The 14,520-nt window shown below is 61.9% G+C and carries 13 protein-coding genes; 5 read left to right on the forward strand and 8 right to left on the reverse strand.

Going from position 1 to position 14,520, the window contains the following annotated elements:
- Positions 1-22: 22 nt before the first annotated feature.
- Both NTD80_RS14030 and NTD80_RS14035 read right to left on the reverse strand, forming a co-directional pair.
- Positions 23-730 carry a PolC-type DNA polymerase III gene (locus NTD80_RS14030; protein ID WP_201146018.1) on the reverse strand — a complete coding sequence of 236 codons (708 nt, stop codon included), beginning with the start codon at positions 728-730 and terminating at the stop codon, positions 23-25.
- Complete coding sequence (locus tag NTD80_RS14035) at positions 727-2,649, reverse strand: putative nucleotidyltransferase substrate binding domain-containing protein (RefSeq protein ID WP_262134063.1); 1,923 nt, start codon at positions 2,647-2,649, stop codon at positions 727-729. The genes NTD80_RS14030 and NTD80_RS14035 overlap by 4 nt, the downstream gene beginning before the upstream one ends.
- A 245-nt stretch (positions 2,650-2,894) precedes the next feature.
- Between NTD80_RS14035 and NTD80_RS14040 the strand changes: the two genes are divergently transcribed.
- Positions 2,895-3,341: a response regulator gene (locus NTD80_RS14040; protein ID WP_116626721.1), complete on the forward strand. Its 447-nt coding sequence runs from the start codon at positions 2,895-2,897 to the stop codon at positions 3,339-3,341.
- 128 nt (positions 3,342-3,469) lie between these two features.
- On the forward strand, positions 3,470-3,907 hold the full coding sequence (locus NTD80_RS14045) for a hypothetical protein (protein ID WP_262134064.1): 438 nt from the start codon (positions 3,470-3,472) through the stop codon (positions 3,905-3,907).
- Positions 3,908-3,966: 59 nt separating this feature from the next.
- On the opposite strand, the gene NTD80_RS14050 is transcribed toward NTD80_RS14045, so the two are convergent.
- Positions 3,967-6,144, reverse strand: a complete 2,178-nt coding sequence (locus tag NTD80_RS14050; protein WP_262134065.1) for a malate synthase G — start codon at positions 6,142-6,144, stop codon at positions 3,967-3,969.
- Between the two features lie 156 nt (positions 6,145-6,300).
- On the opposite strand from NTD80_RS14050, the gene NTD80_RS14055 reads away from it, so the two are divergent.
- On the forward strand, positions 6,301-6,498 hold the full coding sequence (locus NTD80_RS14055) for a hypothetical protein (RefSeq protein ID WP_262134066.1): 198 nt from the start codon (positions 6,301-6,303) through the stop codon (positions 6,496-6,498).
- A 10-nt stretch (positions 6,499-6,508) separates the two neighbouring features.
- Positions 6,509-7,021 (forward strand): glycine cleavage system protein R, encoded by a 513-nt coding sequence (locus NTD80_RS14060; RefSeq protein ID WP_262134067.1) that lies wholly within the window; start codon positions 6,509-6,511, stop codon positions 7,019-7,021.
- Between the two features lie 222 nt (positions 7,022-7,243).
- On the opposite strand, the gene rarD is transcribed toward NTD80_RS14060, so the two are convergent.
- The 5 genes from rarD to NTD80_RS14085 all read right to left on the reverse strand — a co-directional run bounded on the left by rarD (position 7,244) and on the right by NTD80_RS14085 (position 13,224).
- The gene (gene rarD / locus NTD80_RS14065) at positions 7,244-8,128 is read right to left on the reverse strand and encodes an EamA family transporter RarD (RefSeq protein ID WP_262134068.1); all 885 of its coding nucleotides are present in this window, start codon (positions 8,126-8,128) and stop codon (positions 7,244-7,246) included.
- 171 nt (positions 8,129-8,299) lie between these two features.
- A complete protein-coding gene (locus NTD80_RS14070; protein ID WP_262134069.1) occupies positions 8,300-9,274 on the reverse strand; it encodes a serine/threonine protein kinase in 975 nt (324 codons plus the stop codon).
- A 412-nt stretch (positions 9,275-9,686) separates the two neighbouring features.
- Positions 9,687-11,585, reverse strand: coding sequence for a PhoX family protein (locus NTD80_RS14075; protein WP_262134070.1), 1,899 nt, complete (start codon positions 11,583-11,585; stop codon positions 9,687-9,689).
- A 79-nt stretch (positions 11,586-11,664) separates the two neighbouring features.
- On the reverse strand, positions 11,665-12,429 hold the full coding sequence (locus tag NTD80_RS14080; RefSeq protein WP_262134071.1) for a TOBE domain-containing protein: 765 nt from the start codon (positions 12,427-12,429) through the stop codon (positions 11,665-11,667).
- A gap of 57 nt (positions 12,430-12,486) precedes the next feature.
- Positions 12,487-13,224 carry a ComF family protein gene (locus tag NTD80_RS14085; RefSeq protein ID WP_262134072.1) on the reverse strand — a complete coding sequence of 246 codons (738 nt, stop codon included), beginning with the start codon at positions 13,222-13,224 and terminating at the stop codon, positions 12,487-12,489.
- Between the two features lie 92 nt (positions 13,225-13,316).
- Here NTD80_RS14085 and bioB point away from each other — a divergent pair, with 92 nt between their 5' ends.
- Positions 13,317-14,372 carry a biotin synthase BioB gene (gene bioB, locus NTD80_RS14090; protein ID WP_016977842.1) on the forward strand — a complete coding sequence of 352 codons (1,056 nt, stop codon included), beginning with the start codon at positions 13,317-13,319 and terminating at the stop codon, positions 14,370-14,372.
- The last annotated feature ends 148 nt before the right edge of the window (positions 14,373-14,520 follow it).

The following is a 14,520-nucleotide window of genomic DNA, read 5'->3' on the forward strand; positions in this document are numbered from 1 at the left end:
TGGCGTCTGTCGGGAGATGAGATTAAAACGATGGCGCCTGTTTGCGCCGTTTCCATTGGCTCAAACGCTCTTGCAGCGCCTGGGGCGTGTCGATCTGCTGCTGGCGCGCACGGCTCAACAGGATGAGCATCAGCTCCGCCGTGGCCAAGGCGTCGGCGCTGGCATGATGGCGTTCGCCCACCTGCAGGTTGAAGTGATGGATCCAGTCATCCAGCCCGGCTTCACGGATGTGCGCTTCGGGGCACAGCAGTGGGGCGATGTCGGCCACATCCAGAAACGTGTGGGCCAGGCGATAGCCCAGGCTGTCCTTGAGCGCCCGGCACAGCATGTGCTGATCGAATGGCGCGTGGAACGCGAGCAGCGGGCTGTCGCCGACAAACGCCATGAAATCTAGCAGCGCTTCCACCGGATCACTGCCCGCGGCAATTGCACTGGGCCCCAGGCCGTGGATCAGCACGCTGGGGCTGAGCTTGGTGTCGGCGCGGTGCAAGGTGCGCTCGAACAACTGGGAGAAATCCACCGCGCCGTCCTCGATGACCACTGCACCGATCGACAGCACCTGGTCGCGATTGAGGTTCAGGCCGCTGGTTTCCAGGTCCACCACCACCCAGCGCTGACTGCGCAGCGGACCGTCGCCCAGGGCCGCAGGCTTGGGCAATTGCGCCAGGCGCTGTTGCTGCGCGGCATCGAGCCCGGGTTTAGCCGCGCGCAGCCAGCCGAACAGGCTCACAGCTGGTACCGCAGGGTCAGGCTGCTTTGCAGGCGCTGGGCCTGGCGCAGGGACTCACGCAGGATGCGGCGGTCCAGGTGGTTGAGGCTGTCAGGGTCGACGCGGTTGGAGTACGGCTGGTTTTCCCGGGTCTGCAACTGATGCTGCTGCATGCGGGTTTGCTGGATGAAGTGGTAGGCCTCTTCGTAGGCGGCGCCGTCGAGCGGCTCGATCACCTCCTTGACCACCAACTGGCGCAGGCGCTCCAGGGTGTTATTGGCGTGGATGCCATTGGCCAGGGCGAGCAATCGCGCGCCGTCGACGAAGGGCGTCAAGCCCTGGACCTTGAGGTCGAGGGTGGCTTTTTCCGCACCTTTGCGCGACAGCACAAAATCACGGAAACGTCCTACAGGTGGGCGCTGGCGCAAGGCGTTTTCCGCCAGCATGCGCTGGAACAGGCGGTTATCCGCGACCTGATCGAGAATGCCCTGGCGCAGTTGTTCGCAGCCGCGCTCATCACCCCACACCACGCGCAGGTCGAAATAGATGCTCGAACCCAGCAGGTTCTCCGGCGTCGCCTCGCGAATAAACGCGCCGAAGCGCCGCGCCCATTCGGCCCGTGACAGGCACAGCTCGGGGTTGCCGGCCATGATATTGCCCTTGCACAGGCTGAAGCCGCACAGCGCCAGGCTCTGGTTGATCTGCTGCGCCAGGGGCAGCAGGCGCCCACGCAGGGTCGCAGCCTCGACGGCGTCCTTGGCGTCGAACAGGATGCCGTTGTCCTGGTCGGTGAAAAGCGTCTGCTCGCGGCGGCCTTCGCTGCCAAAACACAGCCAACTGAAGGGCACGCCTGGGTCGCCTTTTTCCGCCAGGGTCAGCTCGATCACCCGGCACACGGTGTGATCGTTGAGCAGCGTAATGATGTGGGTGATCTGCGTCGACGACGCGCCGTGGGCCAGCATGCGCTCGACCAACTGGCCGATCTCGCCGCGAATCGCCACCAGGTTCTCCACCCGGGGCGCGTTGCGGATGGTGCGTGCCAGGTGCACCAGGTCGACCCGCTGCAGGGAAAACAGGTCGCGCTCGGACACCACGCCACACAGGCGCTTTTCCTTCACCAGGCACACGTGGGCGATATGCCGTTCGGTCATGGCGATGGCAGCGTCGAACGCGCTGTGGTCCGGGGTCAGGAAGAACGGCGCCTGGGTCATATGGGCGTCGATGCCCTGGCTGAAATCGCTGGTGCCATCGGCCACCACCTGGCGCAAATCGCGCAGGGTGAAAATCCCCAGCGGCGCCTTGTGTTCATCGACGATCACAATGCTGCCGACTTGTTGCTCGTGCATCAGCGTCACCGCTTCACGCAGCGGCGTTTGCGGGCTGCAGGTGACCGGGTGGCGCATGGCCAACTCGCCCAGGCGGGTGTTCAGGGAATATTGGGTGCCGAGGGTTTCCACGGCTTTTTGCTGCACCTGCTGGTTGACCTGGTCCAGCAGGCTGCTGACGCCGCGCAGGGCAAAGTCGCGAAACGGGCTGGAAAGGGCGAACAGCTTGATAAAGGCCGGCTTGTTCAGTTGCAGGCAAAAGGTGTCTTCGGCGGCCTTGTGCTCGGTCCGTGTGGCCCGCTCGCCCAACAGCGCGGCGAGGGGGAAGCACTCGCCGGCGGTGATTTCGAAGGTGGTTTGCTTCGAGTCCGGCCGTTCACCCACGACGCGGCCTTGCTTGACGATGTAAAAGTGCTCCACCGGCCCGCCCGACGGTTTGAGGATGCTCTCGCCGGGTCCGAAGAAGCGTAATTGACACTGCTCCACCAGGAACGCCAGGTGTGCGTGCTCCATCTGGTTGAACGGTGGGAAGCGTTGCAGGAACTGCAGGGTGCCGTGGATGTTCTGCAATACAGCAGTTTTCCCCGCTTGGGCGAAGGCATCAGCTTTACTCATAACATGACCGCAATTTTTTTGTCGTTATCGTCCTGCATGGTCGACTCCTGCGCGGCAGGTGCCCATTGGACGTAAGTCTAGGTCGATGAAAACGGCGTAAAACTAAGGAAAAACCTTACATGGCTATCGTCCAAACCCCGTAGAACGCCCACTAGGCAAACTTTCCGACGAAGTGCACATTGAACGCCCTTCCGCAGATGTCTGACGAGTGTGCTGGGAGATTGATGAGAACTGCTGAGAACTGTATGTCCGACCACGATATTTTGAGTGATGCCGAGCGCGAGGCGCTGAGCGCCGTGATGCTGGAGCCTGATTTACCGCCACAACGCGTGTTGATTGTTGACGACGACAAGGATGCGCGTGAACTGCTGGCGGAGATCCTGGGCCTGGACGGTATTCGCTGCATGACGGCCGACAGCGGCAAGACAGCGTGGGAATTGTTGAGCTCCAGCAGCTCCATCGGTTTGCTTATCACTGACCTGCGCATGGCCCCCAGCAATGGCCTGGAACTGATTCGCCAGGTGCGCAGTTCCACCCGTGCGGCGTTGCCGATCATCATTATGTCGGGAGACGCCGAAGCCCCGGATGTGATCGATGCAATGCATTTGAGTGTGGTGGACTTCTTGCTCAAGCCGATTGATAGCGTGAAGTTGGCGAAGATGGTCAAGCGGGAATTGGGGATGGCGTCCTAGGCCGTGCTTTTGGTCGGAGTTCGTAAAAAACTGTCAATGTTGACAGTAGATATCGAGTGATGGCTCCTATTTACTGAGTTTGGGAACGCTAATGGCGTCCAGCACTTCAAACGTATAGGAGCTTAGTCATGGGCACAAAACTGTCTGATATCACTAAAGAGGAATTACAGGGCGCTAAATCCAGTACTCATGGCCCAGCCACGATCACGATTACGCGCAACGGGACACCAGAACTCATTGAGACTCAGGCATATGGGACCACCTCATGGGGCGGGTTTTCTAAGAGTTACGATAATGGTGACTTCCTAGCCGCACGAATTGATTACGGGACCGCCTTACCGAGCGGGACGTATATTCGGGAGTTTCCATTATTATTCGCCTACCTCAACGATAAAGACGGTGGTCAATATGGTCCCGGCTATCTTAAAGCCGGCAAAGTCACGGTGAAGGTTGAGTTCAATGGTCCGAACTTCAAACATGATGTGAGTGTGGAGAATGTCACGTTTGAGCTTAATGGTAAGACAGTGGCCGTCGACGGAAACTTTTCAGTCGCTACAGGCGATTAAATGTCTGCGTGACACGCCTAAATCAAAAGCCCCGATCTCACGACCAGGGCTTTTTTCATTTACAGGCCATTTTTAGCCTTGAACTCCCGACGCCGACGGTGCAACACCGGCTCGGTATACCCATTAGGCTGCTTGGTCCCTTCAATCACCAACTCCACCGCTGCCTGGAACGCGATGTTGCTGTCGAAATCCGGTGCCAGTGGGCGATACAACTGGTCCCCGGCATTCTGACGGTCCACCACCGGCGCCATGCGCTTGAGGCTTTCCAGCACCTGGGCTTCATTGACGATGCCGTGGCGCAGCCAGTTGGCGATGTGCTGGCTGGAGATACGCAGCGTCGCGCGGTCTTCCATCAGGCCGACATCGTTGATGTCCGGCACTTTCGAGCAGCCTACGCCTTGGTCAATCCAGCGCACGACATAGCCGAGGATGCCCTGGGCATTATTGTCCAGTTCGTTGCGGATCTCTTCCTCGGACCAGTCGGTGTTTTGCGCCAGTGGAATGGTGAGGATATCGTCCACCGAGGCGCGCTCGCGTTTGGCCAGCTCGGCCTGGCGGGCGAACACGTCGACCTTGTGATAGTGCAACGCGTGCAGCGCCGCGGCGGTCGGCGAGGGTACCCAGGCGGTGTTGGCACCGGCCAACGGGTGCGCGATCTTCTGCTCGAGCATCGCGGCCATCAGGTCGGGCATCGCCCACATGCCTTTGCCGATTTGCGCACGGCCCTGCAAGCCAGTGCTCAGGCCGATATCGACGTTCCAGTTTTCGTAGGCGCCGATCCATTTTTCCGCCTTCATGGCCGCCTTGCGCACCATCGCGCCGGCTTCCATGGAGGTGTGGATTTCGTCACCGGTACGGTCGAGGAAGCCGGTGTTGATAAACACCACGCGCTCGCTGGCGGCCTTGATACAGGCCTTGAGGTTGACCGTGGTACGGCGCTCCTCGTCCATGATCCCGACTTTCAAGGTGTTGCGCGGCAGGTTCAGCACGTCTTCGATGCGGCCGAACAGCTCGTTGGTGAACGCAGCTTCTTCGGGGCCATGCATCTTCGGTTTGACGATGTACACCGAACCGGTGCGGCTGTTCTTGCGGCTGCTGGTGCCGTTGAGGCTGTGGATCGCCGCCAGGCTGGTGAGCAGGCCGTCGAGGATGCCTTCCGGGACTTCGTTGCCGTCTTTGTCGAGGATCGCGTCGATGGTCATCAAGTGGCCAACGTTGCGCACGAACAGCAGCGAACGGCCATGCAGGGTCACGTCCTGGCCATCCACGCCGGTGTAGACACGGTCGGCGTTCATGGTGCGGGTGAAGGTCTTGCCACCCTTGGCCACTTCTTCGGCCAGGTCGCCTTTCATCAGGCCGAGCCAGTTGCGGTAGATCACGACTTTGTCATCGGCATCGACGGCGGCGACGGAGTCTTCGCAGTCCATGATGGTGGTCAGCGCGGCTTCCATCAGCACGTCTTTGACGCCGGCGGCGTCGGTCTGGCCGACCGGGGTGCTGGCGTCGATCTGGATTTCGAAGTGCAGGCCGTTGTGCTTGAGCAGGATCGCGATCGGCTCGGCCGCGGGGCCCTGGAAACCGATCAACTGGGCGTCGTCGCGCAGACCGCTGTTGCTGCCGCCCTTGAGGCTGACGATCAGCTTGCCGTCGACGATCTTGTAGCCGGTGGAGTCGACGTGACTGCCGGCCGTCAGCGGCGCGGCTTCGTCGAGAAAGGCGCGGGCAAAGGCGATGACCTTGTCGCCACGCACCTTGTTGTAGCCCTTGCCCTTCTCGGCGCCGTCGGCTTCGCTGATGGCGTCGGTGCCATACAGCGCGTCGTACAGCGAACCCCAGCGCGCATTCGAGGCGTTGAGGGCGAAGCGGGCATTCATCACGGGCACGACCAGCTGGGGGCCGGCCATGCGGGCAATTTCGTCATCGACGTTTTGGGTCGTTGCCTGGAAATCTGCGGCTTCTGGCAGCAGGTATCCGATATCTTGCAGGAAGGCTTTGTAGGCCACCGGGTCGTGGGCCTGGCCGGCGTGAGTCTGGTGCCAGGTGTCGATCCGCGCCTGGAAGTCATCGCGTTTGGCGAGTAGGGCTTTGTTCTTCGGTGCCAGGTCATGGATGACCTTGTCGGCGCCGGCCCAGAACTGGTCGGCAGTGATGCCGGTGCCGGGAATGGCTTCGTTGTTCACGAAGTCGAACAGGACTTTGGCGACCTGCAGGCCACCGACTTGAACGTGTTCAGTCATTGCTTGCCTCACTCTGCGGAGCTTATGCGCTGTTTCAGATTTTCATTATGTAGTGCACGGTTGGGCATACTACATGATGACTTGCGGTTGTGAAAATTAGACTAAATACGTCGTTTAGCGACCCACTTTGGTCGTACGGTCACAGCGGAGAACGGGATGTTCTCAAAAAACTATGAGATTGTTCCAGATAAATCTAAAAATGGTACACGATTTGTTTTCAGCCACGCCTGCGTCCACCTTGTAAGAGCTGGGGGACGCTTAGTCCTTGCCAGCGATGAGGCCCTTGAGCCTTGCGGCGATGATCAGGCCGCTGTCGCCGGAAAGCCGGCTCCTGCAGAAAACAACAACATCTGAGGAATTCGCCATGGACCATCTTGTACTCACTATTATCGCCGCCGACAAACCCGGCCTGGTGGAGCGCATCGCGCAGAACATCGCGGCGCACGGCGGCAACTGGCTGGAAAGCCGCATGGCGCACATGGCGGGACAGTTTGCCGGGATCCTGCGCGTCAGTGTGCCGGCGGAAAGCCGTCAGGCCCTGGTGGCCGCGCTGGAGGACTTGTCCACCCACGGCATTCGGGTGCTGGTGGGCGAGGGCAGCAGCGGGCAGGCGTCGGCGTCCAAACCGATCCTGATGACGCTGGTGGGCAATGACCGTTCGGGCATCGTGCGCGAGATCACGGCGCTGCTGAGCAAGCAGGGGGTCAACCTCGAGCGCTTGAGCACCGACGTGCGCCCGGCGCCGATGAGCGGTGACCTGCTGTTCAGCGCCGAGGCCCTGCTGCAGGTGCCTTCGATCTTGTCCCTGGAGGCGTTGCAGGAATCCTTGGAAACCCTGGCGGATGACCTGATGGTGGAACTGCGCAACGAGGAATAACCACGCACAAGGTTATGCATGGAAATCTTGCATGGGCCTGTGGATAACCTGTAGAGACCTGGCCCCAGGCCACGCGCTGCGTGCGTCTTCGCGACCTGAGCAAAAAACGAGCAGTTTCAAGGGCTTGTGCACAAATGGCGGGGATCAGGTTGTGGATAACCTTGGGGTGGATGTCTGCAAGCCACGCCATTCGTGGCTTGCAGAGGTTTGTACGTTATTTGATCAGCGTTTGCGCATGCTCATCCAGGCGTCCAGGCTGTAGACCACCAGGCCGGCCCAGATAAAGGCGAAGGCGATCAGCGTGCTCTGCGCCAGATGTTCGCCGAACAGCAGCACGGCTTCCAGCAGCACCAGCGTCGGCGCTACGTATTGCAGGAAGCCCAATGCGGTGTAGGGCAAATGCCGCGCAGCGGCGTTGAAGCACACCAGCGGGATCAACGTGACCGGGCCTGCGGCCACCAGCCACCAGGCTTCGGACGTGCTCCAGAATTCCAGCTGCGCACTGTGCGCCGACGGATTGAACAGCAGCCACGCCACCGCAATCGGCACCAGCATCCAGGTCTCCACCACCAGCCCCGGCAACGCCTTGACCGGTGCCTGCTTGCGGATCAGGCCGTAGAACCCGAAAGTCAGTGCCAGCACCAGCGACACCCACGGCAAGCTGCCCACCTGCCACACCTGCTGGGCTACACCTACCGCTGCCAGGCCTACGGCGACCCACTGCAGGTGGCGCAGGCGTTCGCCGAGGATCAGCATGCCCAGCAGCACATTCACCAACGGGTTGATGTAGTAACCCAGGCTCGCTTCGAGCATGCGCCCGCTGTTCACCGACCACACATAGGTCAACCAGTTACCCGCAATCAACGAACCGCTGAGGGCCAGGATCGCCAGGCGCTTGGGGTTGTCCCGCAGTTCGCGGAACCAGCCGGGGTGTTTCCACACCATCAGCAGCATGCCACCGAACAGCGCCGACCACAGCACCCGGTGCACGATGATTTCGGCGGCGGGTACGCTGGCGATGGCTTTGAAGTAGAGCGGGAACAGACCCCAGATGACATAGGCGCTCAGGCCCAAAATGTACCCTTTGCGAGGGTTGGCGGCGTGCATGCAGAATCCTTGCTTAGGCAGCTAACAAAGCGCGATTGTAAGGATTTTTGTCAGACAGTGGGACTGGCTTTTCTGTGGAGCTGGCTTGCTTGCGATGCAGGCAACCCGGTGTATCAGGCACGCCGAGGTGACGCCATCGCAGGCAAGCCAGCTCCCACAGGGGCATTTCGGTCAGAACAGTTTCAGCGGTTCTTCGTTGAGCGCCGAGAGCTGTTCGCGCAACGCCAGCACCTGATCGCCCCAGTACCGCTCACTGCCGAACCACGGGAAGCTGTGGGGAAACGCCGGGTCATCCCAGCGCCGTGCCAGCCAGGCGCTGTAGTGCATCAGGCGCAAGGCGCGCAGCGGTTCGATCAGCGCGAGTTCACGCGGGTCGAAGTCGTGGAATTCCTGGTAACCGTCCATCAGTTCTGACAGCTGCCCCAGGCATTCCTGGCGGTCGCCGGCGAGCATCATCCACAGGTCCTGCACGGCCGGGCCCATGCGGCAGTCATCGAGGTCGACGATGTGGAACATCTCGTCGCGGCACATCATGTTGCCGGGGTGGCAATCGCCGTGCATACGGATGTTTTTGTGCGGGGTGGCCTTGTACACCTCTTCCACCCGCTTGAGCAGGTCGCGGGCCACCGATTCATAGGCTGGCAACAGGCTCTTGGGGATGAAGTTGCCTTCCAGCAGGGTGGTGAGGGAGTCGTGGCCGAAGTTCTTCACGCCCAAGGCTTCGCGGTGTTCGAACGGGTGCGTGGCCCCCACCGCATGCAAGCGGCCGAGCAATTGCCCGAGGCGATAGAGTTGATCGAGATTGCCCGGCTCCGGCGCGCGGCCGCCACGGCGAGGAAACAGGGTGAAGCGGAAACCTGCGTGTTCGAACAGGCTTTCGCCATTGTGGATCAGCGGCGCAACCACCGGGACTTCGCACTCGGCCAGCTCAAAGGTGAAGCGGTGTTCTTCGAGGATCGCTTCGTTGGTCCAGCGCTGGGGGCGGTAGAACTTGGCGATCAGCGGTTCGGCGTCTTCGATGCCCACCTGGTAAACACGGTTTTCGTAGCTGTTGAGCGCGAGAACGCGCGCATCGCTGAGGAAACCGATGCTTTCGACGGCGTCGAGCACCAGGTCGGGGGTGAGTGTTTCAAACGGATGGGCCATGCGAACTCCTGCGCGCAGCAGAGCGCCGCGTCCGGCCGGGTATGGTAACGCACACGGGCAGAGATAGGTGGTGGCTGTGCGGACGCCTTCGCGGGCAAGCCCGCTCCCACAGTTGACCCAGTTCCAGCATGAACCGGCGTCCAATCCGCCCATGTCCCAGGCTGGAATGCATCCACTTGTGGGAACGGGCTTGCCCGCGAAGACGACCTCTCAGCCGCCACCAACCCCGCAGATGCAATTAACATCCGCCCACGTCCCCAGGCTGGAATGCTTTCACCTGTGGGAGCGGGCTTGCCCGCGAAGACGACCTCTCAGACGCCACCAACCCCGCAGATGCAATTAACATCCGCCCACGTCCCCAGGCTGGAATGCATCCACCTGTGGGAGCGGGCTTGCCCGCGAAGACGGCCTATCAGGCGCCCACGACCCCACCATCATCCCGCCGAATCGCCATCACCGACGAGCGCGGCTTGCCGTTGGGCAGATGCTCCGGCCATGTCGAACCGCCCGTTTCGCCCGGGTGCTGAATCCCCACAAACAGGGTCTTCTGATCCGGCGAAAAGCTGATCCCCGTCACCTCACAGGCCACCGGTCCGACCATGAAGCGGCGGATTTCACCGGTGCTCGGGTCCGCGCACAGCATCTGGTTATTGCCCATGCCGGCGAAGTCGCCCGCGTTGCTGTAGTCGCCGTCGGTGAGGATCCACAGGCGTCCGGCTTTGTCGAACCCCAGCCCGTCGGGGCTGTTGAACATGTTCTGCGGGTTGATATTCGACGAACCGCTTTTCGGCGTGCCGGCATGCACGCCGGGGTTGCCGGCGACCACAAACAGGTCCCAGCTGAACGTGTTGGCACCGTGGTTATCGGCATCCGCCTTCCAGCGCAGGATCTGGCCGTAGACGTTCTTTTCACGCGGGTTGGGGCCGCCCACCGGCTGGCCGTCTTCGCCACGCTTGGCGTTGTTGGTCAGGGTGCAATAGACCTGGCCGTCGGTGGGGCTGACCACGATCCATTCCGGGCGGTCCATGCGCGTGGCTTTCACCACGCTGGCGGCCAGGCGGGCGTGGATCAGCACTTCAGCCTGGCTGGCAAAACCGCTGTTGGCATCGATGCCGTTTTTGCCGTGGGTCAGCTCAACCCATTGGCCCTTGCCCTTGGGGTGGTCGACATCGCCGTCGCCTGCATCGAAGATCGCCACGTACAAGGTGCCGTGGTCGAGCAGGTCTTTGTTGGCCTTCGGATTCTTGTGGTTGATCTTGTCGCGGCTGACGAATTTGTAGATGAACTCACCGCGTTCATCATCGCCCATGTACACCACGGCGCGGCCGTCGCGGGTTTCGGCGAGGGCGGCGTTCTCGTGTTTGAAGCGGCCCAGGGCGGTACGCTTGACCGGCGTGGAGTGCGGGTCGAACGGGTCGATCTCCACCACCCAGCCGTGGCGGTTGAGCTCGTTGGGGTTTTTGGCAATGTCGAAGCGCGGGTCATGCAGGTGCCAGTTGATGTCTTTGCTGGCGGCCACCACGCCGTAGCGTTTCTGCCCGGCGTCGAGGCTTTGCTGGGGGTTGCTGCTGCCGAAGCAGTCGGTGAAGTTCTCCTCGCACGTCAGGTAAGTGCCCCACGGCGTCTTGCCGTTGGCGCAGTTCTGAAAGGTACCCAGCACCTGCTTGCCGGACTTGTCGGCAGCGGTTTTCAGCCATGCGTGGCCGGCAGCGGGGCCGCCCACGCGGATCGGCGAGTTGCCGTGGATGCGGCGGTTGTAGCGCGAGTCCTGGACGAACTGCCAGCTGTCACCTTTGCGCTGCACTTCGATCACAGACACGCCTTCGCTGGCCTGGGCCTTGTGCACGTCTTCGGCCGACTGCGGCGCACCACCGTGGGCGAAGAGGTAGCGATAGTTGGTGTATTCGTTGTTGATCGCCATCAGCGCGCGGTTATCGTCGCCGGGGAAGGCGAAAAGGCTCATGCCGTCGTTGTTGTCACCGAACTGCTGCTCCTGTGCCTTGGCGGTGCCGTTGCCGGACGGGTCGAACGCCGGCGCGTTCTTGTGCAGCGGCTGGCCCCAGCTGATCAGCACCGAGGCGCTGTAGCCGGGCGGCAGGGTGATGGCGTCGCTGGTGGCGGCGGCGATGCTGGTAAAGCCCAGCAACGGGCTGGCTGTGGCGGCGTTGACGGCCAATGCGCTGCGGCTCAGCAGGTTGCCGCCGAGGAACATCGCGGCACCGCACAGGGCGCCGGCGCCGATAAAGCGGCGGCGGGTAAGGCCGACCATCTGCTCGAGGTCGGTGGCTTGGTTTTCTTCTAATAGGCTCATCTCAGGCTCCCTGCGGTTTTTGCAGACACCTTAAGGAGCGGGCGTGACGAAATTGTTGCAGTTTGAAGGCGGGGCGCTGCTACACCGGTGTGCCGAGCAGCACATTGCTCGGCGCAAATTGCACCTGGAGCGTCTTGCCTTCGACGGCACCCAGGGCCTTGAGTGCGTCGGGCTGGGCCAGGGCACATAAAACCTGGCCAGTGGGCAAGGCGATGCGCACTTCGCTGGGGCCGTCCTCGGCCGCGAGAATGGCCTCGACGCTGCCGCCCATGCAATTGTGTCCAGGTGTTGCAGCTTGTTCCGGAGCGAGCAGTTCCAGCCAGCCGGCCTTGATCAGCGCGACCACTTCGACGCCCATTTCCAGCTCCAGCCGTTGCGTGCTGTCGTGGGTGATTTGCGCTTGCAGGGTCAGTCCGCCGGCCAGTTGCAGGCGGATCAGGTCGTTGCGGCCATGCTGCTCGATGGCAATCACTTGCCCGTGCAACTGGTTACGCGCGCTGGTGCGCAGCATCAAGCGGCCGAGCAGGCTGAAGTCACTGGCGGCTTCAGCCGAACCCAGCACTTCGGCCTGCAGCATTTGCAGACGCTGGTAGAGGCGCAACACGCGCTCGCCTTCGGCCGTCAGCTTGGCGCCGCCGCCGCCCTTGCCACCGACGCTGCGCTCCACCAGCGGTTTTTGCGCCAGGTTGTTGAGCTCGTCGATGGCGTCCCAGGCCGCCTTGTAACTCAGGCCGGCACTCTTGGCGGCACGGGTGATGGAGCCCTGCTCGGCGATATGCCCCAGCAAGGCAATGCGCTGGGGGCGACGGATAATGTGTTGGCTGAGGGAAGTCGGCAGGGACATGGGCACACGCTTCGTTGAGATGAGCGGACGTTGCAGCGCTGGCGCGCGGGAGTCAAGTCAGCCGCCCGGTTTGGGCGTGCGTGCCAGGCAATACACATCCACCTGCCGCGCCCCGGCGCTCAGCAGCAGGCGCGCCAGGCTGTGGGCGGTGGCGCCGGTGGTGAGTACGTCGTCCACCAGCGCAAAGTGCCGGCCCTGCACCAGCGCGCCGGGCGCCAGGGCGAAAGCGCCGAGCAGGTTGCGTCGGCGGGTCTTGGCGTCCAGCGCCTGTTGCGCGACGGTTTCCTGGGGGCGCAGCAGCAGGTGTTCATCAACGCCGATGCCCAGCTCCTCGCTGAGCCAGCGCGCGAGCATCAGCGCCTGGTTGTAACCGCGTTCGCGCAGGCGTTTGCGCGCCATGGGCACCGGCAGCAGGCAATCGGGGCGGCTGAGTTCGGCGTTGTCCAGGCGATGGCGCAGGTGCTGACCCAGCAAGCGGCCCAGCAGATGCCCGAGTGGCCAGCGGGCCTGATGCTTGAAACGGGTGATCATCGTGTCGACGGGGAAGCTGAAGGTGAAGGGCGCGACCACTTGTTTAAAGGCCGGCGGCTGGCGCTGGCATTGGCCGCAGATCAACCCGTCCATGGGCAACGGCAGGGCGCACACCTCGCAGTGTTCCGTCAGCCAGGGCAATTGCGATTCGCAGGCAGTGCACACGCACTTGTCTGTTTGGGTGCTTTCATCACAGAGCAAACACGTCTGTATGTTTTTTAACCAGATGTAAACCTTGTGTTTGTAGTCGGGTTGACAGTGCATGAATCTTCCTTAAATATGCCGAGCATCCGTGTCGCGCTTGTGGGTATTGCCCTTCCCGCAGCGCTTGCCCAAGCATAATCAAGGAATCGCCCATGAGCGCCAGCACCACCGCCACGTTGCGTCACGATTGGTCCTTAGCCGAAGTCAAAGCGTTGTTCGTGCAGCCGTTCAATGACCTGTTGTTCCAGGCGCAGACCGTGCACCGCGCGCATTTCGACGCCAACCGCGTGCAAGTGTCGACCTTGCTGTCGATCAAGACCGGCGCCTGCCCGGAAGATTGCAAATATTGTCCGCAGTCGGGCCACTACAACACCGGCCTGGAAAAAGAAAAGCTGATGGAGGTGCAGAAGGTCCTCGAAGAGGCCGCCCGCGCCAAAGCCATCGGCTCAACGCGTTTCTGCATGGGCGCGGCCTGGAAGCACCCGTCGGCCAAAGACATGCCCTACGTGCTGCAGATGGTCAAAGGGGTGAAGGCCATGGGCCTGGAAACCTGCATGACCCTCGGCCGTCTCGACCAGGACCAGACCGAAGCCCTGGCCCAGGCCGGCCTCGACTATTACAACCACAACCTCGACACCTCGCCGGAGTTCTACGGCTCGATCATCACCACCCGCACCTACAGCGAGCGCCTGCAAACCCTGGCCTACGTACGTGACTCGGGGATGAAGATCTGCTCCGGCGGCATCCTCGGCATGGGTGAGTCGCTGGACGACCGCGCCAACCTGCTGATCCAACTGGCCAACCTGCCGGAGCATCCGGAATCGGTGCCGATCAACATGTTGGTGAAAGTTGCCGGCACGCCGCTGGAAAACGCCGAAGATATCGACCCGTTCGACTTCATTCGCATGCTCGCCGTGGCGCGCATCCTGATGCCGCAATCCCATGTGCGGCTGTCGGCCGGCCGCGAGGCGATGAACGAGCAGATGCAGGCACTGGCATTCTTCGCCGGCGCCAACTCGATTTTCTACGGCGACAAACTGCTGACCACCGCCAACCCACAGGCCGACAAGGACATGCAGTTGTTCTCACGCCTGGGGATCCTGCCGGAAGCGCGCGAAGAGCACGCCGATGAAGTGCACCAGGCAGCGATCGAGCAGGCGTTGGTGGAGCAGAAGAGCAGCGAGCAGTTCTATAACGCCGTGGTTTGACGCCGCCCTCTATTTGGAATGCATTCCAAAGGTGGGAGCGGGCTTGCTCGCGAAGGCGGTGTATCAGTGCCAGATGTGCTGACTGACGCACCACCTTCGCGAGCAAGCCCGCTCCCACAGTTGATCGCATTCAGTCTCAAGTTCCTTG

Source organism: Pseudomonas sp. 13B_2.1_Bac1 (assembly GCF_025466155.1).
Taxonomy (GTDB): domain Bacteria; phylum Pseudomonadota; class Gammaproteobacteria; order Pseudomonadales; family Pseudomonadaceae; genus Aquipseudomonas; species Aquipseudomonas aylmerensis.